Annotated in this window: 20 protein-coding genes, 1 tRNA gene and 1 other RNA gene; 9 read left to right on the forward strand and 13 right to left on the reverse strand. The window is 68.5% G+C overall.

Annotation, left to right across the window (positions count from 1 at the left end; genetic code table 11):
• Positions 1 to 4: 4 nt before the first annotated feature.
• From mraY to AB4Y68_RS11065, 7 genes are read right to left on the reverse strand one after another with little or no spacing between them, the layout of a single operon-like run.
• Complete coding sequence (mraY, locus tag AB4Y68_RS11035) at positions 5 to 1,114, reverse strand: phospho-N-acetylmuramoyl-pentapeptide-transferase (protein ID WP_441455725.1); 1,110 nt, start codon at positions 1,112 to 1,114, stop codon at positions 5 to 7.
• A gap of 12 nt (positions 1,115 to 1,126) precedes the next feature.
• A complete protein-coding gene (locus AB4Y68_RS11040; protein ID WP_441455727.1) occupies positions 1,127 to 2,569 on the reverse strand; it encodes a UDP-N-acetylmuramoyl-tripeptide--D-alanyl-D-alanine ligase in 1,443 nt (480 codons plus the stop codon).
• Positions 2,562 to 4,034, reverse strand: coding sequence for a UDP-N-acetylmuramoyl-L-alanyl-D-glutamate--2,6-diaminopimelate ligase (locus AB4Y68_RS11045; protein ID WP_441455729.1), 1,473 nt, complete (start codon positions 4,032 to 4,034; stop codon positions 2,562 to 2,564). The genes AB4Y68_RS11040 and AB4Y68_RS11045 overlap by 8 nt, the downstream gene beginning before the upstream one ends.
• The gene (locus AB4Y68_RS11050; RefSeq protein ID WP_441455863.1) at positions 4,031 to 5,812 is read right to left on the reverse strand and encodes a peptidoglycan D,D-transpeptidase FtsI family protein; all 1,782 of its coding nucleotides are present in this window, start codon (positions 5,810 to 5,812) and stop codon (positions 4,031 to 4,033) included. The genes AB4Y68_RS11045 and AB4Y68_RS11050 overlap by 4 nt, the downstream gene beginning before the upstream one ends.
• A gap of 20 nt (positions 5,813 to 5,832) precedes the next feature.
• Positions 5,833 to 6,282 (reverse strand): cell division protein FtsL, encoded by a 450-nt coding sequence (ftsL, locus tag AB4Y68_RS11055; protein WP_441455731.1) that lies wholly within the window; start codon positions 6,280 to 6,282, stop codon positions 5,833 to 5,835.
• Positions 6,279 to 7,241, reverse strand: coding sequence for a 16S rRNA (cytosine(1402)-N(4))-methyltransferase RsmH (gene rsmH, locus AB4Y68_RS11060; protein WP_441455732.1), 963 nt, complete (start codon positions 7,239 to 7,241; stop codon positions 6,279 to 6,281). The genes ftsL and rsmH overlap by 4 nt, the downstream gene beginning before the upstream one ends.
• Positions 7,238 to 7,714, reverse strand: coding sequence for a division/cell wall cluster transcriptional repressor MraZ (locus AB4Y68_RS11065; protein ID WP_441455733.1), 477 nt, complete (start codon positions 7,712 to 7,714; stop codon positions 7,238 to 7,240). Before AB4Y68_RS11065 ends, rsmH begins: the two co-directional genes overlap by 4 nt.
• Positions 7,715 to 7,859: 145 nt before the next feature.
• Between AB4Y68_RS11065 and AB4Y68_RS11070 the strand changes: the two genes are divergently transcribed.
• Positions 7,860 to 8,156, forward strand: coding sequence for a hypothetical protein (locus AB4Y68_RS11070; protein WP_441455735.1), 297 nt, complete (start codon positions 7,860 to 7,862; stop codon positions 8,154 to 8,156).
• 50 nt (positions 8,157 to 8,206) lie between these two features.
• On the opposite strand, the gene rnpB is transcribed toward AB4Y68_RS11070, so the two are convergent.
• The 5 genes from rnpB to AB4Y68_RS11095 all read right to left on the reverse strand — a co-directional run bounded on the left by rnpB (position 8,207) and on the right by AB4Y68_RS11095 (position 12,536).
• Positions 8,207 to 8,585, reverse strand: an RNA gene (gene rnpB / locus AB4Y68_RS11075) — RNase P RNA component class A.
• A gap of 32 nt (positions 8,586 to 8,617) precedes the next feature.
• Positions 8,618 to 9,379, reverse strand: coding sequence for an N-acetylmuramoyl-L-alanine amidase (locus AB4Y68_RS11080; RefSeq protein WP_441455736.1), 762 nt, complete (start codon positions 9,377 to 9,379; stop codon positions 8,618 to 8,620).
• Positions 9,380 to 9,388: 9 nt separating this feature from the next.
• Positions 9,389 to 9,709 carry a hypothetical protein gene (locus AB4Y68_RS11085; RefSeq protein WP_441455738.1) on the reverse strand — a complete coding sequence of 107 codons (321 nt, stop codon included), beginning with the start codon at positions 9,707 to 9,709 and terminating at the stop codon, positions 9,389 to 9,391.
• A 127-nt stretch (positions 9,710 to 9,836) separates the two neighbouring features.
• A complete protein-coding gene (sppA, locus tag AB4Y68_RS11090) occupies positions 9,837 to 11,624 on the reverse strand; it encodes a signal peptide peptidase SppA (protein ID WP_441455739.1) in 1,788 nt (595 codons plus the stop codon).
• Positions 11,625 to 11,774: 150 nt separating this feature from the next.
• Positions 11,775 to 12,536 carry an SIMPL domain-containing protein gene (locus tag AB4Y68_RS11095; protein WP_441455740.1) on the reverse strand — a complete coding sequence of 254 codons (762 nt, stop codon included), beginning with the start codon at positions 12,534 to 12,536 and terminating at the stop codon, positions 11,775 to 11,777.
• Positions 12,537 to 12,720: 184 nt separating this feature from the next.
• Here AB4Y68_RS11095 and AB4Y68_RS11100 point away from each other — a divergent pair.
• The 8 genes from AB4Y68_RS11100 (at position 12,721) to AB4Y68_RS11135 (ending at position 20,173) form a co-directional block, all read left to right on the forward strand.
• A tRNA-Ile gene (locus tag AB4Y68_RS11100) sits at positions 12,721 to 12,796 on the forward strand.
• 514 nt (positions 12,797 to 13,310) lie between these two features.
• Positions 13,311 to 13,805: a GAF domain-containing protein gene (locus AB4Y68_RS11105; RefSeq protein ID WP_441455741.1), complete on the forward strand. Its 495-nt coding sequence runs from the start codon at positions 13,311 to 13,313 to the stop codon at positions 13,803 to 13,805.
• Complete coding sequence (locus tag AB4Y68_RS11110) at positions 13,802 to 14,698, forward strand: ROK family protein (protein WP_441455743.1); 897 nt, start codon at positions 13,802 to 13,804, stop codon at positions 14,696 to 14,698. Before AB4Y68_RS11105 ends, AB4Y68_RS11110 begins: the two co-directional genes overlap by 4 nt.
• Before the next feature lie 52 nt (positions 14,699 to 14,750).
• Complete coding sequence (locus AB4Y68_RS11115; protein ID WP_441455745.1) at positions 14,751 to 15,428, forward strand: SDR family NAD(P)-dependent oxidoreductase; 678 nt, start codon at positions 14,751 to 14,753, stop codon at positions 15,426 to 15,428.
• Positions 15,428 to 16,246, forward strand: coding sequence for an HpcH/HpaI aldolase/citrate lyase family protein (locus tag AB4Y68_RS11120; RefSeq protein WP_441455747.1), 819 nt, complete (start codon positions 15,428 to 15,430; stop codon positions 16,244 to 16,246). The genes AB4Y68_RS11115 and AB4Y68_RS11120 overlap by 1 nt, the downstream gene beginning before the upstream one ends.
• A 202-nt stretch (positions 16,247 to 16,448) precedes the next feature.
• Positions 16,449 to 18,509, forward strand: a complete 2,061-nt coding sequence (locus AB4Y68_RS11125; protein ID WP_441455749.1) for a capsular polysaccharide biosynthesis protein — start codon at positions 16,449 to 16,451, stop codon at positions 18,507 to 18,509.
• Between the two features lie 151 nt (positions 18,510 to 18,660).
• Complete coding sequence (locus AB4Y68_RS11130; RefSeq protein ID WP_441455750.1) at positions 18,661 to 19,806, forward strand: beta-ketoacyl-ACP synthase III; 1,146 nt, start codon at positions 18,661 to 18,663, stop codon at positions 19,804 to 19,806.
• A gap of 100 nt (positions 19,807 to 19,906) precedes the next feature.
• Positions 19,907 to 20,173 carry a hypothetical protein gene (locus tag AB4Y68_RS11135; RefSeq protein WP_441455751.1) on the forward strand — a complete coding sequence of 89 codons (267 nt, stop codon included), beginning with the start codon at positions 19,907 to 19,909 and terminating at the stop codon, positions 20,171 to 20,173.
• An 84-nt stretch (positions 20,174 to 20,257) separates the two neighbouring features.
• On the opposite strand, the gene AB4Y68_RS11140 is transcribed toward AB4Y68_RS11135, so the two are convergent.
• Positions 20,258 to 20,785: a porin family protein gene (locus AB4Y68_RS11140; protein ID WP_441455753.1), complete on the reverse strand. Its 528-nt coding sequence runs from the start codon at positions 20,783 to 20,785 to the stop codon at positions 20,258 to 20,260.
• Positions 20,786 to 20,944 lie beyond the last annotated feature (159 nt).

Genomic DNA, 20,944 nt, shown 5'->3' on the forward strand with positions numbered 1-20,944 from the left:
GCCGTCATCGCAGTTTCAGCGTGGCCAGACCGAGCAGCGCCAGCATGGCGGCGACGATCCAGAAGCGGATGACCACGGTCGATTCCGGCCAGCCCATCTTCTCGAAATGGTGGTGGATCGGCGCCATCAGGAAGATGCGCTTTCCGGTCAGCTTGAAATAACCGACCTGGATCATGACCGAGGCCGCCTCGACCACGAACAGGCCGCCGACGATGCCCAGCACCAGCTCGTGCTTGGTGGCCACGGCGATCGAGCCGAGCGCGCCGCCCAGAGCCAGCGAACCGGTGTCGCCCATGAAGATCTTGGCCGGGGGGGCGTTGTACCAGAGGAAGCCCATGCCCCCGCCGATCATGGCGGCGCAGAAGACGGCCAACTCGCCCGAACCGGGCACGTGGTGGACCTGCAGATACTCGGCAAAGACGAAGTTGCCGACCAGATAGGAGATGATGCCGAAGGCGCCCGCCGCCATCATCACCGGCACGATGGCCAGGCCGTCCAGACCGTCGGTCAGGTTCACGGCGTTGGAGAAGCCGACGATCGTGAAGGCGGCGAAGATCACATAGAACCAGCCGATGTTCAGCAGGACCGCCTTCAGGAAGGGGAAGGCGATCGAGGTCTCCAGCCCCGGCGAGGTCGGCGAATGGGTCATCCACAGCACGGTCAGGACGCCCGCAATGACGGAAATGACCGTCTGGGCCGCCAGCTTCTGTTTCGAAGTCAGGCCAGCCGAGGTCTGCTTGGACACCTTGGCGTAGTCGTCAACGAAGCCCAGCACCCCGAAGGCGGCGGTCACGGCCGAGACGATCCAGATATAGGGGTTGGTCAGATCGCCCCACAGGAAGACCGCCACGCCGATGCCCGCCAGGATCATCAGCCCGCCCATGGTGGGGGTGCCGACCTTGGACAGGTGAGAGACCGGGCCGTCGTCGCGGATCGGCTGGCCCTTGCCCTGCCGCGCGCGCATCCAGTTGATGAAGCGGCTGCCCATGGCCACCGCGACGATCATGGCCGTGGCCATGGCCAGGGCGACGCGCACCGTCTGATACTGGATCAGGTGCAGCAGCGGATATTCCTGCGCGACGTCGGCGTAGTAGAGGTAGAGCAGGTAGAACATTCTTGAGTGACCCTATCGCGTCGCGCGCGGCGCGACGCTGCTTGAGGGGTTATTGCCTTCGCCGTCAATCGCCAGGTTCGCAAGCGCGGCCGCGACCAGCGACGCCTTCGAACCGTTCGAGCCCTTGACCATGATGATGTCGCCGGGCGCGACCAGCTTGCCGGCTTCGGCGGCCAGTTCGGCGGCGGTGGCGCGCCACAGGCCGCGCCGCGAGGGCGGCAGGGCGTCATGCAGGCGGCGCATCTCCATGCCCGCCGCGTGGACCAGGTCCAGGCCGGCGGCGGCGATGGGCTGGATCAGGCCTTCGTGCAGGGCGCGACTGTGTTCGCCCAGCTCCAGCATATCGGTCAGGACGACGATGCGGCGGCCGCCCTCGGGCACCGGCCTGGCCCCCAGGCTGAGGAAGCCTGCCTTCATCGACAGCGGATTGGCGTTGTAGCTCTCGTCGATCAGGGTGAAGGCGCCGCCGGGGATGGCGACGGTCTTCAGTTGGCCGCGCCCCGCCAGCGGCTGGAACCCGGCCAGGGCCTGCAAGGCCGTGTCCAGCGACACGTCCAGCGCCCGCAGCATCAGGATGACGCACAGGCTGTTCAGCCCCCAATGCACGCCCGACTGGGCCAGACGGTATTCGAGGCGATGACCATCGATCTCGGCGGTGACGCGCGCGCCCTCGGCGTCGGCCTTGAAGCCCAGCAGGCGGGCGTCGGCGCCCGCGCCCGAGCCGAAGGTCTGGACCTTGGCCCCGGCATCGACCGCCGCCTGACGCACCAGATCGGAATAGGCGTTGTCGGCGTTGACCACGGCGACGCCGCCGGGGACCAGGCCGTCGAAAATGGCAGCCTTCTCGCGCGCCACGCCCGCCTCGCCGTCGGCGAAGGCCTCGATATGGACCGGACCGACCGTGGTGACGCAGGCCGCGTGGGGGCGGACAAACTTCGACAGCGGGCCGATTTCGCCCGGCGCGTTCATACCGATCTCGAACACCGCGCGCTCGGTGCCCTGCGGCATCCGCGCCAGGGTCAGCGGCACGCCGATATGGTTGTTGTAGCTCTTGATCGAAGCATGGGCGGGACCGGCCAGATCGAGGCCCGCCTTGATCGCCTGGGTCACGCTGGTCTTGCCGACGCTGCCGGTGACGGCGCCGCGCAGGCGCGCGCGCTCGCGGGCCGCGACGCCCAGGGCCTCCAGCCCCTTCAGGGTGTCGGGCACCAGAACGTAAGGTCCGCCCTCGACGGGCCGGTCGACCAGGGCGACGGCGGCTCCGGCGGCGAAGGCGGCGGCGGCGAACTCATGCCCGTCGCGCGCGCCGTGCAGGGCCAGGAACAGGTCCCCGGGCGCGATCTCGCGGCTGCTGTAAGTCAGGCCCGAGACGTCTGCATCGGGTCCGTGAAGCTGGCCCCCGGTCGCCGAGGCGATGGCTTCGGCGGTCCAGAGCGGCGTTTGGGTGTCAGGCATGATCGCGCAGGGCTTCGGTCGCTTCGGTGGCGTCGTCGAAGGGATGGATCACCCCGGCGACGATCTGTCCCTGTTCATGCCCTTTTCCGGCGATCACCACCACATCTCCTTCGCGCATCAGCGATACAGCGTGATGAATGGCCTCGCGGCGGTCGCCGATCTCCAGCGCGTCGGGGCAGCCGACGCGGACCTGGGCGCGGATGGCGGTGGGGTCTTCCGAGCGCGGATTGTCGTCGGTGACGATGGCCACGTCGGCCAGACGGCCGGCGATCTCGCCCATCATCGGCCGCTTGGCGCGGTCACGGTCGCCGCCGGCGCCGAAGACGACGATCAGACGGCCCGTCGCGTGGGGCCGCAGGGCTTTCAGCACCGTCTCCAGACCATCGGGCGTGTGGGCGTAGTCGACATAGACCTCGCCGCCGCGCGAGCCTTCGCCCGGAATGCGCTGCAGGCGGCCTTGCGCGCCCTGGATGAACTCCATCGCCGGTATGACGCGATCAGGGTCTTCGCCGCCGGCGATGCACAAGCCCGCCGCCACCAGGGCGTTCGAGGCCTGGAAGGCGCCGGCCAGCGGCAGCAGGATGTCGTAGATGCGGCCGCGCGCGTCGATGGTCAGGCGCTGGCCTTCCGGCGTCGCCCGGCGCGCGATCAGGGACAGGTCGCGCCCGCGCTCGCCCACGCCCATGACGCCGAGCCCGGCCATGATCGAGGCCGAGGCGAAGGCCGAATAGGCGTCGGAATCGGCGTTCAGGACGGCGGTGCGGCCGCGCGGCAGCAGGGCCTCGAACAGGCGCAGTTTGGCGGCGCGGTATTCGGCCATGGTGCCGTGATAGTCGAGGTGGTCCTGGGTCAGGTTGGTGAAGCCGGCGGCGCGGATGGCCACCCCGTCCAGACGGCGCTGGTCGATGCCGTGCGACGAGGCTTCCAGCGCCAGGTGGGTCACCTCCTTGGCGGCCAGTTCGGCCAGCAGGCGCGCGGCCTCGGCGGCGTCGGGGCTGGTCAGGCCGGGGCCGGTCAGGGCGTAGGTCCTGTCGCCCTTCTGACCGACCACGCCCAACGTGCCCATGCTGGCCGACTTGAGGCCCAGGCCGGCCCAGATCTGGCGGCAGAAGTTGGCGACCGAGGTCTTGCCGTTGGTGCCGGTGACGGCGACGCAGGTCTTGGGCTGGGCGCCGTAGAAGCTGCGCGCGGCCAGGGCATAGGCCCGGTGCACGTCGCCCGAGGCGACCAGCAGGGGCGCCGCGCCGGCGGGGGTGTCGGTCGGCGCCAGGATGGCGGCGGCGCCCTTGGCCAGGGCTTGCGGAATAAAGGCGCGGCCGTCGGCGGCCGACCCCGGCAGGGCCACGAACAGGGCCCCCGGCACGACCTTGCGGCTGTCGGCGGTGATGGCGGTGATCTCGGGGTCCGAGCTCAGGTCGCGGCGCAGGAGTTCGGACAGGCGCAGGGAGGATTGGGGCACGCTCATCGGCCGTCGCCCTCGACGTCCTGGAACTCGGGGATCTTTTCGCCGAGCGCGGTGGACCAGCGGTCGGCCTTGCGCTCGACGCCCAGGAAGGGGGCGATGCGGTCGGCGATGCGGCCGACAGCGGGCGCGGCGACATAGCCGCCGGTGCGCGGATAGGAGGAGGGCTCGTCCACCAGAACGAAGATCGTATAGCGCTTGGCCGTCACCGGGCCGTCGGCGGGGAAGACGGCGGCGAAGGAGCCGACGGCGTGGGTCGGGTCATAGCGGCCGTTGACCAGTTTGTTGGCCGAGCCGGTCTTGCCGCCGACCCGCAGGCCCGCCGCTTCGGCGAACCGGCCCGAACCGCGCGTCACATTGCGGCGCATCAGGTCCAGCATGGTGGCCGAGGTCTCGGGCGAGACGACCCGACGCGCCTGGGCGTTGGGCAGGCCGCCCTTGCGCAGGGTCAGGGGGATGTAGCGCCCGCCGTTGGCCAGGGCGCCATAGGCGGCCACATACTGGATCGGCGTGACCATGATGCCGTAACCGAAGGACAGCGAGGCCAGGGTCGAGTCGTCCCACTTGCGGACGTGCGAGGGTCGGGCCGATTCCTTCAGCTCGATCGGCGCGGCGTCCAGCAGACCCAGTCGCTGGAAGTAGTCGCGCATCACGTCGCCGCCCATTTCGACGGCCAGACGCGAGGTGCCGATGTTGGACGAGTGCAGATAGACTTCTTCCAGCGTCAGTACCTTGTTGGTGGCGTGGAAGTCCTTGATGCGGCGCTTGCCGATCTGCAGCGCCTGCGAGGCGTCGAACAGGGTGTTCATATCGGCCCGGCCGGTGTCGATGCCGGCGGCGACGGTGAAGCTCTTGAACACCGAGCCCATTTCATAGTGGGCCGAGGTGACGCGGTTCAGCAACGCCTCCTCGGGCGCGGCGTTGCGGCGGTTGGCGTCGTAGGTCGGCCAGCTGGCCATGGCCAGGACCTCGCCGGTCTGGACGTCGGTGACGACGGCGACGGCGCCCTTGGCCCCGGCGGCCTCGGCGGCGGCGGCCAGCTCGTTCTCGACCACGCCCTGCACCCGCAGGTCGATCGACAGCTGGAAGTCCTCGCCGGCGGCGCCCGCCGCGCGGATTTCCTTGTCGAAGGCCAGTTCCGAACCGGACACGCCCTCGCCGCCCGTATCGGAGCGGCCGATCAGGTGAACCGCGGAACTCCCCAGCGGATAGACGCGGCGGTCCTCGGGCTCGAACGAAACGCCGCCCAGCGCCAGGGCGTGAACCGCGCGACGCTCGGACGGGGTCAGGCCGTTCAGCACGACCAGGCGACGCTCGCCGTCCAGCACGCGATCCAGACGCTTGGCCGAGACGCGCGGCAGGGCGCGGCGCAGCTCGACCTTGGCGGCGGCGGGGTCCCAGATTTCGCGCGGATCGATATAGAGGCCGTAGTGGGTGATGTTGGTAGCCAGCAGCTGGCCGTTGCGATCCACCAGATCGGCGCGTGTCAGGGCGTTCGGGTTGAAGCCCACGCCCGATCCGCCGCGCGGCGCGAACAGGGCGGCGTGCGCCGCGCCCAGCGCCAGACAGGCGAAGACCGCCGAGAACACCGCCAGGATCAGGAAGATGCGGACGCGGGTGTCTTCTTCCGGACGGCCGTCGGCGCGGGCGCGCTCGAACGAATGCTCCATCCACCAGACACAGGAGGCGACCCAGCGCCCCCAGGCGGCGAACAGACCGCCGACCGACGGCCCCTGGGCGCGCGGCTGCGGACGGCCCGGCGCGGGTCGGCGATAGTCCATGCCGTGATGATGGTGAACGCTCAATGCAGAGCCTCCCCGACCACAGGCGCGGGAACGGCGACAGGCGCTGCGGCCGGGGCGACCGGGGCAGCGACCGGGGCAGCGGGCGCAGTGACGACCGGCGCGGAGGCGACAGCGACGGGGGGGGCGATGGCAGGCAGACCGGCTTCGACAGCCTGACGGCGAACATCGACGGGTCCCAGGCCGATTTCGCGCGACAGAGCCTCCAGCCGGGCAGGCTGCTCCAGCCGGGTCGCCTCGGCGCGCAGCAGGCGCACGCGCTGGCGGCTCTCCACGATGTCGCCTTCGATGCGGGTGATCTCGGCGCTCTCGCGGGCCGCGGCGGCCTTGGCGATATAGACGGAGAAGACCAGGGCGGCGACGCAGACCACGCCGATGATCTCGACGCAGCGCACGCCGCGGACCTTCCAGTCGAACAGGCGTTTGACCGGAACGGGCACGGCGATCATCGGCGCTTGCCTTCGATCGCGCCCCAGGCCGGCGCCGCAGTGCGGACGGCGGCGCGCAGCTTGGCCGAACGGGCGCGGGGATTGTCGGCCAGTTCGGCCTCGCCCGCCTCGCGCGCGCCCTTGAACATCAGGTCGAAGCTGGGCTTGCGGGTTTCCACCGCGACCGGCGCGTGACGCGAACCGCCCGGCGCATTACCGGAGCGTTCGGTCAGGAAGGCTTTGACGATGCGGTCTTCCAGCGAATGGAAGGTGACCACGACCAGACGCCCGCCGGGCGCCAGCGTCGCCTCGGCCGCCTCCAGGCCGCGCTCCAACTCGCCCAACTCGTCATTGACGGCGATGCGCAGGGCCTGGAAGACGCGCGTCGCGGGATGGATCGGCGCGCCGCGACGACCGCCCAGGGCCTTTTCGACCACGGCGGCCAGATCCAGCGTGCGGCTGAACGGCTGTTCCAGACGGCGACGCAGGATGGCGGTCGCCGCGCGGCCCGACTGACGTTCGTCGCCGTACTGCTTGAAGATATGGGCCAGCGGCCCGTGATCCCAGGTGTTGACGATGTCGGCGGCGGTCGGCCCCGTGTCGCCCATGCGCATGTCCAGCGGCCCGTCGCGCATGAAGGAGAAGCCGCGCTCGGCCTGATCCAGCTGCATCGACGAAACGCCGATGTCGAAGACGGCGCCGTCCAGCTTCGCCTTGCCGCTCTCGGCGAAGGCCTCAGCCAGACCCGAGAAGGGCGTGCGGATCAGCTGGAACTGGCCCGGATAGGCGGCGGCGACGGCGTCGGCATGCGGCTGAACCGTCGGGTCGCGATCCAGACCGATGACCTGGGCGCCGCGCTCTAGGATGGCGCGGGTATAGCCGCCGGCGCCGAAGGTGGCGTCGATGATGACATCGCCGGGCTGCGGGTTCAGCGCCTCGAGGACTTCAGCCAGCAGGACGGGAGCGTGCGGAGAGGTCATGCCGCGCCCCCGATCTTCGCCGCCGAAGCCTGACGGCGCATTTCACCGAACTGCTTCAGGCCCTCGCGCGCCATGCGGCGCTGCTCGGCGCGGTGCGCGGCCCACTTGTCCTTGTTCCAGATCTGGAAGCGCTCGCCGACGCCGTAGATGACGACCGTGTCCGACAGCTCGACCTCGGCGCACAGATGCTCCGGCAGAGTGATGCGGCCGCCCGAGTCATAGGCCAGCGGCTTCTGCTCGCCGAAGATCGAGGCTTCCAGCGCCGAGCGGTAGGGGTCGCCGAAGGGGAGGCTTTCGATAACGGCGCGGTATTCGGCGAACAGCTTGTCGCCACCGGCCTCCAGGCAGTCGGCTTCGATGGAGGGGAAGCAGAAGACGCCGTGTTCAGCGCCGTTTTCAGCCGTGCGGAATTCCTGGGGGATCAAGAGACGGCGCTTGCCGTCCAGCTGCTTCTCGTAGGTCGAGAGAAACACGCTTTGCCCAATCGAGCCCTTCGGCCCGCCCCTGAAATCCGTTGAAAACACCATGCGTCGGGCCGCAGCCCCTACTCATGAGGCTTTGGGATAGCATGGGATCAGATGGGCCTCAATGGGATTAGTTGACACCCTTTAACCAAATTTGCAGTTCGACGAACGCTTCGGCAAGTCAAAAACAGGAACATACAAGCAACATCAAGAGTATTCACAGCCTGTGGACCGCTTTTTTCGCCACGTTTTCAACGCAGGGGTTAATGACGTCGCCGCGCCCCCTCGTCCGCCACCCTGCGCGAACCCTGACAAGGATGAGCGCGCATCCACGCTGGATCCTCGGGTCAAGCCCGAGGATGACGGCGTCAGAAAGGTGCTGAAAACGGCCTCAAGCAAGCCGAAGGTCGGTAGACCCAAACGCGGCCTCAAGCAGGCCGAAGGCCGGTAGGCCTAGAACACGGCCTCAAGTAGCCCGAAGGGCGATAGGCCCCAAGAAAATATGCCAGACGGCCTGTAAGCCGGGTTCTGTTCCGCCCCGAAAGGCGGCGACGATCATTCCTCTGGACCGCCCATTGCTGAGCGGTTCTCGCGACCTACCCGGACGCCTCGGGCGGTGAACCCTGCGGCCGAAACCGCGCGACGTCCCTATTCGGTCTTGCTCCAGGCGGGGCTTGCCATGCCGCCGACGTTGCCGCCGACGCGGTGGGCTCTTACCCCACCCTTTCACCCTTCCCCGGGCCGAAGCCCAGGCGGTTTGCTTTCTGTGGCGCTATCCCTCGGGTCACCCCGGGCGGGAGTTACCCGCCGCCTCTTCACCGTGGAGCCCGGACTTTCCTCGACAAGAGCAAGCTCTCGCCGCGACCGCCCGGCCGTCTGGCGGGGGCTAAGTGCGCGTCTTGGGCGCGCGCGTCAATCCAGAACGCCCGTGACGCTGCCCGCCGAAGCCAGTTGCAGCAGGCCGACCAGACGCGCCCGGGTCTCGCCGTCGGCGATCCCGTCGATGCGGTCGGGCCGCCAGTGGCGTTGGAAGGCCTCGATCGTCAGGCGGGTCTCGTCGTCGTATTCGCCGCCCGGCTTAACTCCATAGCCCAACCGGTGCAGGCCCGAGCGCAGGACGATGACGCCCAGCCCCTCGTCGCCCGGCGACAGGTCGGCCCCCAGGGCGGCGATGCGTTCGGGCGCGGGATCGAACCACAGGCCGTGCCCGGCTTCGGCCAAGCGCTTCCACGGGAACAGTTCGCCCGGATCCTGCTTGCGGTCGGGGGCGGTGTCGGAATGGCCGACGATGCGGGCGTCGGCGATGGTCCAGCGCGAACGGATGTCGGCGATCAGTTCGACCACCGCCGCGATCTGCACGTCGGGAAAATCGCGATAGCCGAACTCATGACCCGGATTGACGATCTCGACGCCGATGGAGGCGCCGTTGACATCCGTCTCGCCTTGCCAGATCCCGCGACCGGCGTGCCAGGCGCGGCGTTCCTCGGGCACCAGACGCAGGACCGAGCCGTCCTCGTCGACGACATAGTGGGCCGAGACCTCGGCCGAGGGATCACACAACCGGGCGACCGCGCCCTCGGCGGTCTGCATGCCGGTATAGTGCAGCACCAGCATGTCCGGCGGGGCGCGCCGGGCGTTGAAATTAGGAGACGGCGCGTCGGTGAAGCTCAGCATGACGCCCGATCAGCGCCCTTCGCGTTCCCAGCCGTAGGCGACCCAGGTGTCGCCGACCTTGTGCGCGTCGATTACGCCCTCGCCCTGACGGGCGCGAGCGGCGGACGCGCGGCGGGCGCGGAAGGCGAAGCCGGCCAGGAAGACGACCACGCCGGCGATCAGGGCGATCACGGCGACGGCGGCGGCGGTCAGCACAGCCAGAACCGCACCCACCGTCACGGCCAGGGCCGTGGCGATCAAACCGCCGAACCAGACGATCGGCGCCAGCAGGCCGCCCGAGCGGCGACGGGCGTTGAAGTCGATCTGGGCGAAGGGGTCAGACTGGATCATGGAACGGCCTTTCGTGGCGCGCCGATGAAGGAACGCCTGAAACGCAATGTCGGTCCATCGACATGAACGGTCAATGGACTGCGACATCACGCATCAGTCAGGGTCTTGGCTCTGAAGGATGGGCCCTTCAAAAAGCCGGTTGATCGGCCAGCACCAGCGCGCCGCGGCTGCGCATCCGGTCGGCCTCGACCCGGTTCAGCATGGCCTGGGCCGCCGGATCGCCCATGACGCGACCGACCGAGATCATGGCCTCGGCCGCCTGGCCCGAGGCGCCGAACGCCGAGGCCAGGGCTTCCCACGGCGATTGCGGCGTGGGGAAGCGCTTGAACCGCACCGACTCGCTGGTCGGGATATTGGCGAGTTGGCGGGCCTTGATGACGGCCTCGTTCAGCCCCCCCAGTTCGTCGACCAGACCCAGGGCCTTGCCCTGCGCCCCGGTCCAGACCCGGCCGCGGGCGATCTCGCGCACCCGTTCGACCGGCAGTTTCCGGCCCGTCGCGACGCGGGCCACGAACTCCTCATAGACCCGGTCCATCGAGGCGGCGAAGGCGGCGCGCTGTCCCTGGTCGAAGCTCTGCGACGGCGAGAAGGCCGAGGCGTAGTCGCCGCCGACCGACAGGCCGCGCATGTCGACGCCGAAGCGGCCCAGGGCGTCGGCCAGAACGAACTTGCCGCCGAAGACGCCGATGGAGCCGGTCAGGGTCGAGGGCTGGGCCACGATCCAGTTCGCTTCCGAACTGACCCAATAGCCGCCCGAGGCCGCATAGGCGCCCATGGACACCACCACCGGCTTGCCCGCCGCCTTGGCCGCACGCACGGCGGCCAGGATCTGCTCCGAGGCTTCCGGCGAACCGCCCGGCGAGGAGACGCGGAAGACGATGGCCTTTACGCTCTTGTCCTCGATGGCGTCATAGATGGCCTTGGCCGTGTCGTCCGAACGGATGTCCGAGCCCGAGCCGAAGGGCGAGGCGCTCTGGCCGCGCCCGGTCATGATCGCGCCCTCGCCGCCGACGATGGCGATGGCCGACTTGCCCGAGCCGGTGCGCGCGCCCTGCATCGAGGCGTAGTCGCCGAACTTGACGATCTTGGCGTCCTTGCCGGCCTTGGCCTTGGCGGCGGCCTCGGCCTCTTCGACCTGGCCGATCTTGTCGACCAGTTTCAGCGACAGGGCCTGTTCGGCCGAATAGGGACCGGCCTCGACGACGGCTTTCAGCGCCTCGGGCGTGGTCTTGCGGTCGCGCGCGACATTGGCCAGGGCGCCGTCGTAGATGGAGGTCATCCACGCCGTCATCGCCTCGCGGTGCGGGGCGGTGAAGTCGCTCTGCGTGAACTCGTTGACGGCGTTCTTGTATTCGTAGCGCTGCTCGAACTCGGGTTTGACGCCGTATTTCTGGAAGGCGCGTCCCAGGAAGATGTTGTCGGTCGACAGACCCGCGGCCTGGAAGCTGGCGGTGTTCTGCATCCACAACTGGTCGGCGCTGGCCGCGACCATATAGCTGGAAACTACCGCACCGACGGGCATGAAGCCCTGGCTGTGGGCGATGACGGTCTTGCCCGAGGCGCGGAAGCGGTTGATCGCCTGACGCACTTCGTCGGCGGCGGCGGGCGTCATGCCGCCTTCCGGCGCGCGGACCAGCAGAACCTTGACGCTGGAATCCTTCTCGGCCTGGGCCAGGGTGTCGACGATATGCACCACCGACAGGCCCGAACCGCCGAAGACCGCGAAGGGGTTGGTCGGCTGCTGGTCGGTCAGCCCCTCGCGCAGGTCCAGTTCCAGCACCGTATGGGCGGGCGTCGCCGGCTTGGACGCGCCGGCCGCCGCGGCGAAGAACAGCAGGGCCGCGATCGGCAGCACGATGAAGAAGGCCACAAGCCCGGCAAAGACGCCGAGCATGGTCAGGAAGAACTGTTTCATGAAAAAGGCGGCCGTCCAGTCAGATGGCCACGCGCGGCCGAGCGCGAGCATAGGGCGCGCGCGATCACCGTCAAATGAAGGCGCGGTAATGAAAGGCAGAAAGGGCCCGCCGTCGCCGGCAGCCCCTCCCCTTGCGCTCAATTCAGCCGATCAGCGGCCGATGTCGTAGGTCCCGCTGATGTCAATGCGGACGGTCAGTTCGCCCGCCGACACCGGGGTCGAGGCGTTTCCGGCGTCCATCGCCATGGCGCGGGCGTACATCGGACGCGGCGGTTCGGGGGCATAGCCGCCGCCCTCGGTCAGGGTGCGCACCCCGCCCAGTTGAACGCCCAGGGCCTGGGCGTAGAGCCGCGCCTTGTCCTGCAGGGCGCGCACGGCCAGCAGGCGAGCCTGATCCTCGGCCGCCTTGGCGTTCTTCAGGCCGAAGGAAATGCCGTCGATCTGGTTGACGCCCGCCGCGACCACGGCGTCCGCGGTCGTGCCGACCTTGGCCAGATCGTTGATGACGACGGTGACGCGATTCGAGGCCTGGTAGCCGCGCAGCTTGGGCGGTTCGTTCTGCTGATAGTCGTATTGCGCCGACAGGTTCAGACCCGAGGTCTGGATGTCGCGTTCGGCGATGCCGGCGCGGCGCAGGGCGGCGACGACGCGGGTCATCTGCTGGGCGTTCCGGGCCATGGCTTCCTGAGCCGTGACAGCCTCCGTCACCACGCCGAAATTGATCGTCGCCTGATCCGGCGCGACGCGGACTTCGCCATAGGCGGACAGGTTGAGGGCGGGCTGCTGGGCCATGGCGTGCATCTGCATCTGCATTGGCGCGGAACCGGGTTGAGCCTGTGCGGAGGCGACGGCGGGAACGGCCAAGGTCATCAGGGCCGTGCCCAGCATCATGGCGCGTGCAGTGCGGGTCATCATCGTCTCCGTCAAAATCCAATGGGCGGGCGTGTTCGCCAGCCACGACCTACCTTGGCCGTTTCAGCCTGAACAAACGCTCAAGCCCCCTGTGCAGGTTCCGTTCATCGGCATGAAAAGCAAGACAGGTTCCGGGCGTCTTTGCAGCGGCCGCGACGCCTGCTAGGCACAGCGCTCCCCTTGGGGGCCTGTAGCTCAATGGTTAGAGCCGACCGCTCATAACGGTCTGGTTGGGGGTTCGAGTCCCTCCAGGCCTACCAATTTCCTCCTGCCTCATCGCGCGCAGGGACCGACGCCGTCATGGAACGAGCGCCCTACTCCACCATCCTAACGCGTGATGTCATTCGATGGGCAGGCCTGCTTCGGCGGAAGCCTTTTCGCCTCCTCAGATTTCTGCCGCCGCGCTCAAGAACTTATTTTTTGTCGGGACAATGCCGCCTCAATTGCCGGAAGTTTAGCTGCTAGTCTTCTCCCCGCACATGAAAGGCAAGACGACGTGAGAGAATCGAAGGGGAAGACCAAAAAGGTCCAGCCAAAGACGAATGCTTCCAATCCGAGCATGAAAGACCTGATCGACAAGGCTCCGCCCGGGTCGAAGAAGTCGAAGTAATCACGAGGCCTTCCGGAAACGGCGGGCCTTTTTCGTGCGCGTTTCTCAACCGAACACAAGACCTGCTGCGCCCTCTGCGGCGCCGCTATCGGCCGTGAGCATCCGCAACCCTATCGTCCGCCGAGGTTTCGCCTATATGGCCATGAGCCATTCGGAGAGCCGCCATGTCCTATGTCGCCCGCGACGACCGCCCCGCCGACAAGGCTGAACGCTATGCCGAGGTCGAGGCCGAGATTCTGGCGGTGCTGGACGGCGAGCCGAACGGGACGGCGCGGATGGCGACCGTGGCGTCGATGCTGGCGGACGCCTTTCCCGTCTTCTTCTGGACCGGATTCTACGTCGTGGACGAGGCTAAGCCGCAGGAACTGGTGGTCGGCCCCTATCAGGGGACGCTGGGCTGCCTGCGCATTCCGTTCGGACGCGGCGTCTGCGGCGCGGCGGCGCGGGATCGCCAGACCCAGGTGGTCGAGGACGTCCACGCCTTCCCCGGCCACATCGCCTGCGACAGCCGCTCGGCCAGCGAGATCGTCGTGCCGGTGCTGGACGCAGGCGGCGACCTGATCGCCGTGCTGGACGTGGACGCGACCGAAAAGGCCGCCTTCGACGCCGGGGACGCCGAGGCGCTGGAGCGGCTGATGGCCAAGGTGTTCGCCGGTTGATGCGGATCGGCGTCGATTTCGGCGGCACCAAGATCGAGGCGGCGGCGCTGGATGACGCTGGCGCCTTCGCCGCTCGGATCCGCGCGCCGAACCCCGGAACCTATGACGCCGCCCTGGCCCTGGTTGCGGACCTGATCGCGCGGGTCGAGGCCGAGGCGGGTCCGGCGCGCTCGGTCGGCCTGGCCATTCCGGGTTCGCCCTCCCCGCGCACCGGCCTGATCCGCAACGCCAACTCGACCTATCTGAACGGCCGTCGCTTCGCCGAGGATCTGGAGATCGCGCTGGGCCGCCCGGTGCGGCTGGCCAACGACGCCAACTGCCTGGCCCTGTCGGAGGCGATGGACGGGGCGGGGGCGGGGGCGCCCAGCGTCTTCGGCGTCATTCTGGGCACCGGCTGCGGCGGCGGACTGGTGATCAACGGCGGGCTGGTCGAGGGCGCGCATGGGGTCGCCGCCGAAATCGGCCACATCTCCCTGCCCTGGCCGACCGCCGACGAAGCGCCGGGCCCCGCCTGCTGGTGCGGACTGAACGGGTGCCTGGAGACCTGGGTTTCCGGCTCGGGCTTCCAGCGCGATCACGAGGCGACGACGGGACGGGCATGGAAGGCTCAGGCGATCGTCGAGGCTGCGCGTCGGGGCGACCCGGGGGCCGTCACGGCGCTGGACCGCTACATCGACCAGCTGGGGCGCGCGCTGGCCATGGTCGTCAATCTGGTCGATCCCGAGGTCTTCGTCCTGGGCGGCGGCATGTCGAATGTCGACGAACTGTACGCCCGCCTGCCCGAGATCGTGGGGCGCTACGTCTTCTCCGATCACTGGGAAGGGCGGATCGTTCCGGCGAAATGGGGCGATTCCTCAGGCGTGCGCGGCGCGGCGCGCCTCTGGACCGATTGATCCGCTGACAGGCCCCGCTATGGTCCGCGCCGAACCATCAGGGAGCGGGACAATGGGCGAACGGGTCGTGGCGATCACCGGCGGACATGGCGTGCTGGGCCGGGCCGCAGTCGAGGCCGCGCTGGCGCAGGGTCTGAAGGTGGCGGTCATAGACCACGCCAGCGGCCATGCCGTGCCCGAAGGCGTGCTGGAGGTCGGCGGCGTCGACCTGACCGACGCCAAGGCCGCCGCGCAGGCCATGGAGGCGGTCGTCGCCCGCTTCGGCCGTTTGGACGCCCTGCTGAACATCGCTGGCGGCTTCGTCTGGCAGGCCGTCGAGGGCGGCGGCGATGAATGGGACTGGATGCACGCCCTGAACCTGAAGACGACGTTGAACGCCAGCCGCGCCGCCCTGGCGCACCTGAAGGCCTCGGCCGAGGGGCGGATCGTCAACGTCGGCGCCCATGGCGCGCTGAAGGCCGCGCACGGCATGGGCGCCTACGCCGCGTCCAAGTCGGCGGTGCACCGGCTGACCGAAGCCCTGGCCGACGAGCTGAAATCGACCTCGGTCACGGTCAACGCCGTCCTGCCCTCCATCATCGACACCCCGGCCAACCGCGCCGACATGCCCGACGCCGATCCGGCCAGGTGGGTCGCGCCCGCCGATCTGGCCGCCGCCATCCTCTTCCTGGCCTCGCCGGAAGCGCGGGCGATCACCGGCGCCCTGGTCCCCGTCACGGGCCGGGTCTGATGCGCGCCCGCAGCGTCCTCTACCTGCCCGGCTCCAACGCGCGGGCCATCGAGAAGGCGCGCGGCCTTGCCTGCGACGTGGCGGTGCTGGATCTGGAGGACGCGGTCGTGCCCGGGATGAAGGCGGAGGCGCGGGCGGCGGCGGTCGCGGCGGCGCGCGAAGGCGGTTTCGGCCCGCGCCTGGGCGTGCGGATCAACGGGTTGGACACGCCCTGGGGCGCCGACGACCTGAAGGCGCTGCGCGACGCGCCGGTCGATCTGATCGTCGCGCCCAAGGTCGAGAGCGCCGCGACCGTGCGCGCCCTGTCGGACAGGATGCGCCCCGGCGCCGATCTGTGGGCCATGATCGAGACCCCGCGCGCCCTGGTCGATCTGAAACCCATAGCCGAGGCGGGCGGGGCGTTGGCCGGCCTGATGCTAGGCGTCAACGATCTGGCCAAGGCACTGAAGACCCGCGCCTCGCCCGATCGCGAACCGCTGAAGCCCTGGCTGGCGGCGGTCGTGGCCCATGCTCGGGCCAACGGGTTGCTAGCCGTCGACGGCGTGTTCAACCGGATCAAGGACGAGGCAGGCTTTGCGGTCGAATGCGCGCAAGGGCGGCTCTACGGCTTTGACGGCAAGAGCCTGGTCCACCCGTCGCAGATCGAGGCCGCCCATGCGGCGTTCGGTGCGTCGGCGGAAGAGATCGAATGGGCCCGCACCGTCGTCGCCGCCTTCGCCGCCCCCGAAGCCGAGGGGCTGGGCGTCCTCCGCGTCGAAGGCGAGATGGTGGAGCGGCTGCATCTGGCTCAGGCGCAGGATTTGCTGGCCGGCTCTTAAGACAATCCCTTCTCCCCTTGCGGGAGAAGGTGGCCGAGCGGAGCGAGGTCGGATGAGGGGGTCTCCCTGTGCTGGCATCTCTCTGCACCGGCAAACGTCACGAGACCCCTCATCCGTCGACCTTCGGCCGCCACCTTCTCCCGCAAGGGGAGAAGGAAGCTGGAGAGTGGCGTCCTGCCCGCGTTGCCCCTAGACACACCTCATGATCGCACCGCAGCCGACGCTCCATAAAACCCGCGCCTGGGCCTGCGCGCCGGGCGTGCTGCAGGTCCCGTTCCTGAAAGCCTTCCTGCCCGACTATGCGCCGACCGCCCTGCCAGGACCGCAGACCGAGGCGGTGCTGGGCTGGGGCATGAAGCCGACGGCGGCGGCGGGCCGGCGCTGGGCCGAGAAGAACGGCAGACCCTATGTGGCGCTGGAGGACGGCTTCCTGCGCTCGGTGGGCCTGGGCGAGAGCGGGGCGACCAGCCTCAGCCTGATCGTCGACGACCTGGGGGTCTATTACGACGCCACGCGGCCCAGCCGACTGGAGCGGCTGATCGAGACCGCGCCCGACTGGTGCGACGCCGCCCTGCGGACCCGCGCCCGCGGCCTGATCGGCCGCATCGTCGCCGCCGGCATAACCAAGACCAATATGGGTGCCCCCCTGGACCCCGCCGTGCTGAAGCCGGGGCGCCGGGTGCTGATCGTGGATCAGACGGCGGGTGACGCCTCCATCGGCTATGGGCTGGCGAGCGAGGCCAGCTTCTCCGACATGCTGGCGACCGCGCGGCGCGCGGAGCCGGGCGCCCAGTTGATCGTCAAACGCCACCCGGCGGTGGCGGCGGGACGCAAGCAGGGCTGCATCCCGGCGAGCGAGTTGGAAGGCGTCACCCTGATCGACACCGACGTGCGGCCCGCCGACCTGCTGGCGGCCGTGGACGCCGTCTATGTCGTGACCTCCGCCCTGGGGTTCGAGGCCCTGTTGCGCGGCCTGCCCGTGCGTTGCTTCGGCGCGCCCTTCTATTCGGGCTGGGGGCTGACGACGGATGCGGTCCAGACCGGGCGGCGCGGCGTGGCGCGCGATCTGGAGCAGGTCGCGGCGGCGGCGCTGATCGCCTACACCCGCTACGTCGACCCGGTGACTGGTCAGCGCTGCGAAGCCGAACAGGCCCTGGAACGGCTGATTGCGCTTCGCGACCGGGCCGACCGACTGGCGGGCGACTGGGCCGCCGTCGGCTTCGCCCCGGCCAAGCGGCCGCCGGTGCGCCGCCTGCTGAATTCGCCCAAGGGCCGCGTCCGCTACTTCTGGCGCTCATCCGCCGCCGTCGCCCACGCGCGGGCGACGGGCGGCAAGCTGATCTGGTGGGCCGGCAAGGAGACGCCGAAAATCCGCGCCGCCGCCGACGCCTTCGAGGGCCCGGTCGTGCGGATGGAGGACGGCTTCATTCGCTCACGCGGGCTGGGGTCCGACTTCTTCGGCGCCCTGTCCGTCGCCCTGGACGATCAGGGCGTCTACTACGACCCGACCCGGCCCAGCCGTCTGGAAAGCCTGATCGAGGCGGACGAACCGTCGCCGGATCAGACGGCGCGGGCCGAAGCCTTGCGCGCCCGCGTGGTCGAGGCGGGCCTGTCGAAATACAATCTGAAAGGCGCGGGCGTTCCGGCGCACTGGCCCACCGACAGGCCGATCCTGCTGGTCGTGGGTCAGGTCGAGAACGACCGCTCCATCATGATGGGCTGCGGCGACCTGCGTACCAACTCGGGGCTGGTGAAGGCGGCGCGAGCGGATCATCCCGACGCCTTCCTGATCTATCGCAACCACCCGGACGTAACGGCGGGCAATCGACCGGGCCTGCTGGATCATGCGGCGATGGAGGAGGTCGACGCCTCGGCCGACGACCTGGACATCATCGACTGCCTGAACGCCTGCGACCGCCTGGCGACCCTGACCTCCCTGACCGGGTTCGAAGCCCTGATGCGGGGCAAGCCGGTCAGCGTCTATGGCCGGCCCTTCTATGCGGGCTGGGGCCTGACCGACGATCAGCTGACGTTCGAGCGCCGCACTCGCCGCGCCTCGCTGCAAAGCGTCATCCACGCCGCCCTGATCGGCTATCCCGTCTATGTCACGCCCGAGGGCTGGCCGTGCGAGGCCGAGGACCTGGTCGAGGCCCTGATCGCGGCGCGCGACCATCCCCTGCCCGCTCCGCCGCGCGGGCGGATCAATCGATGGTGGCGCGGCATCAAGGCCAGCCTCGACCGGAGCGCGCCACCGGCCTATTGAGAAGGTTCGTTATCGCTACGGACTCGTCCGGTCGCGATGTCGCCCGAACTTCGCCGCGAGGCGCAGACATTATCCGCTTGTCGAGCGCGGGGGACTCCATGTTCCCTCACGGAGCGAGGCGCCGCGCGCCGAGCGTCAGGGAACCACTCCAGTGCATAATGCCGTCATTTCCGCCACCGGCCTGTTCACGCCGGCGCAGTCCGTCTCGAACGCCGAACTGGTCGCCGCCTACAACGCCTGGGCCGACAGCTGGAACGCCGAGAACGCCGAGGCCATCGCGGCCGGCGAGCTGGAGCTGAAGACGCCGTCGTCGGAAGGCTTCATCGAGAAGGCCTCGGGCATCAAGTCGCGCTTCGTCATGGACAAGAGCGGCATCATCGATCCCGAGCGGATGCTGCCGCACCTGCCCGCGCGCGGCGACGACGAGCTGTCGATCCTGGCCGAGATGGGGGTGAAGGCGGCTCAGGACGCCATCAAGGCCTGGGGCAAGCCGGTCAGCGAGATCGGCGCCGTCATCTGCGCCGCGTCCAACATGCAGCGCCCCTACCCCGCCATGGCCATCGAGGTGCAGCAGGCGCTGGGGATCGAGGGCTTCGCCTTCGACATGAACGTGGCCTGCTCCTCGGCCACCTTCGGCATCAAGACGGCGGCGGACTTCGTGGCCTCGGGCTCGGTCAAGGCCGTGCTGATGGTCAATCCCGAGATCTGCTCGGCGCACCTCAACTTCAAGGACCGCGACAGCCACTTCATCTTCGGCGACGTGGCCACCGCCGTCATCGTCGAGGCCGAGGATCAGGCCGGATCGGGCGGCTGGGACATCGTCGGCACGCGGCTTCAGACCCGCTTCTCGAACAATATCCGCAATAATTTCGGCTTCCTCAACCGCGCCGCCCTGCCGACGGACGAGAGCGAGCCTGTTTCCTCCGACGGCCTGACCGACAAGATGTTCGTCCAGCAGGGCCGCAAGGTCTTCAAGGAGGTGGTGCCCATGGTCTCGGAGATGATCCTGGACCACGCCGCCGAGCTGAACCTGGACCCGCACGGCCTGAAGCGGCTGTGGCTGCACCAGGCCAACATCAACATGAACCAGATGATCGGCAAGAAGGTGCTGGGCCGCGAGCCCGAGGCCGAAGAGAACGTCATCATCCTCGACGACTACGCCAACACCTCGTCGGCCGGGTCGATCATCGCCTTCCATTTGAAACAGGACGGGTTCGCGCCCGGTGATGTCGGGCTGATCTGCAGTTTCGGGGCGGGCTATTCGGCAGGCACGGTTTTTGTGCAAAAGCGCCCCTGATGCCGCATAACAGGAATCATTATTTCCGGCGCCGCTTGCACTGTTCGCAAAATTTTGCAAACCGTTACGGGTGTCGAGAACGTGGGGGGATGGCGCCCGAATGACTCAGACAGTTTCACCGTGGGCGGAGAAGCTCAGCGACCCGTTGGCCCATGATGTGGCGACGGTGCTGAAACATATGGGCGGTTCAGCCCATCAGGACATCGTGGTCAACTGCGTCGCGGCGCTGAAACGCCAGCGCGGCGAATCCGTTACCCACGACCTGAAGATGAAGATCATCGAAGTGTTCGAACGCTACCGCGACTTCTTCATCAAGCCGTTCGGCGAGAACTCGCTGCGCTGGGCCCTGGCCCCGGGTCTGGCCTAGACAGCCTCTCAAACGAACGAAAAGGCCCGCTCCTTCCGGAGCGGGCCTTCGTCGTATTCAGCGCCAAACTGTGAACGTCAGGCCTTAGAAGCGACGGACGTAGCTGACCGAATAGGCGTCAGCCTCGCCGCCGTTGTCGCGGAAGTCGCGACGGGTCCAGTCGGCGCGGACGCCGTTTTTGCCGTCCAGGTAGTAGTTGGCGCCGACGCCGTAGTTCCAGCTGTCGCCGCCCACGTCGGTGTTGGCGCCGGGGAACTCCTGCTTCAGTTCGGTGTGGCCGTAACCGCCACGAGCGAACAACTCGAGCTTGTCGCTGACCGGGTACTTGCCGACCACATAGCCGGCGGCGTCCCACTCGTGCTTGATCTTGCCGTCCACCCCGGCGACGGAGAAGTCGTCGTTCTTGACGCCGACCGAGGCCTCGGTTTCGACGGCCAGGTAGCGGTTCAGGTTCACGCCAAGACGGCCGGTCACGGCGCCGGTCGTGGCGGAGTCGCCTTCAAGATGCGTGTAGCCCAGCGAGCCGTAACCGCGGGCGTCAGGTCCCGATTGAGCAAAAGTCGGAGCGGCAAAAACAGAAATGGCGGCGGCGGCGAGAATAATGTTACGCATTGTTTCTATAACTCCTAGCAAAACTAGATGTGGTGACTTCTGCGGTCACCGGCCCCATCCAGTGAGGGAGTAAATGGGCGCCCCGCCGAGACGTTCCATAGACTGACGAATACATAGACGTTACCGTGCGCCACCAGACACATACGTCGTTACGTCGAT

The sequence above is a fragment of the Brevundimonas sp. 2YAF1 genome (genome assembly GCF_052114745.1).
Classification (GTDB): Bacteria; Pseudomonadota; Alphaproteobacteria; order Caulobacterales; family Caulobacteraceae; genus Brevundimonas.

Excerpts from the sequence above, each read along its gene's own strand:
- AB4Y68_RS11135 (WP_441455751.1), top strand. The coding sequence starts at position 19,907 with ATGACTCAGACAGTTTCACCGTGGGCGGAGAAGCTCAGCGACCCGTTG.
- AB4Y68_RS11115 (WP_441455745.1), top strand. The coding sequence starts at position 14,751 with ATGGGCGAACGGGTCGTGGCGATCACCGGCGGACATGGCGTGCTGGGC.
- AB4Y68_RS11095 (WP_441455740.1), bottom strand. The coding sequence starts at position 12,536 with ATGACCCGCACTGCACGCGCCATGATGCTGGGCACGGCCCTGATGACC.
- AB4Y68_RS11120 (WP_441455747.1), top strand. The coding sequence starts at position 15,428 with ATGCGCGCCCGCAGCGTCCTCTACCTGCCCGGCTCCAACGCGCGGGCC.
- sppA (WP_441455739.1), bottom strand. The coding sequence starts at position 11,624 with ATGAAACAGTTCTTCCTGACCATGCTCGGCGTCTTTGCCGGGCTTGTG.
- AB4Y68_RS11105 (WP_441455741.1), top strand. The coding sequence starts at position 13,311 with ATGTCCTATGTCGCCCGCGACGACCGCCCCGCCGACAAGGCTGAACGC.
- AB4Y68_RS11050 (WP_441455863.1), bottom strand. The coding sequence starts at position 5,812 with ATGGACTATCGCCGACCCGCGCCGGGCCGTCCGCAGCCGCGCGCCCAG.
- AB4Y68_RS11040 (WP_441455727.1), bottom strand. The coding sequence starts at position 2,569 with ATGCCTGACACCCAAACGCCGCTCTGGACCGCCGAAGCCATCGCCTCG.
- AB4Y68_RS11045 (WP_441455729.1), bottom strand. The coding sequence starts at position 4,034 with ATGAGCGTGCCCCAATCCTCCCTGCGCCTGTCCGAACTCCTGCGCCGC.
- rsmH (WP_441455732.1), bottom strand. The coding sequence starts at position 7,241 with ATGACCTCTCCGCACGCTCCCGTCCTGCTGGCTGAAGTCCTCGAGGCG.
- AB4Y68_RS11125 (WP_441455749.1), top strand. The coding sequence starts at position 16,449 with ATGATCGCACCGCAGCCGACGCTCCATAAAACCCGCGCCTGGGCCTGC.
- AB4Y68_RS11080 (WP_441455736.1), bottom strand. The coding sequence starts at position 9,379 with ATGCTGAGCTTCACCGACGCGCCGTCTCCTAATTTCAACGCCCGGCGC.
- ftsL (WP_441455731.1), bottom strand. The coding sequence starts at position 6,282 with ATGATCGCCGTGCCCGTTCCGGTCAAACGCCTGTTCGACTGGAAGGTC.
- AB4Y68_RS11085 (WP_441455738.1), bottom strand. The coding sequence starts at position 9,709 with ATGATCCAGTCTGACCCCTTCGCCCAGATCGACTTCAACGCCCGTCGC.
- AB4Y68_RS11140 (WP_441455753.1), bottom strand. The coding sequence starts at position 20,785 with ATGCGTAACATTATTCTCGCCGCCGCCGCCATTTCTGTTTTTGCCGCT.
- mraY (WP_441455725.1), bottom strand. The coding sequence starts at position 1,114 with ATGTTCTACCTGCTCTACCTCTACTACGCCGACGTCGCGCAGGAATAT.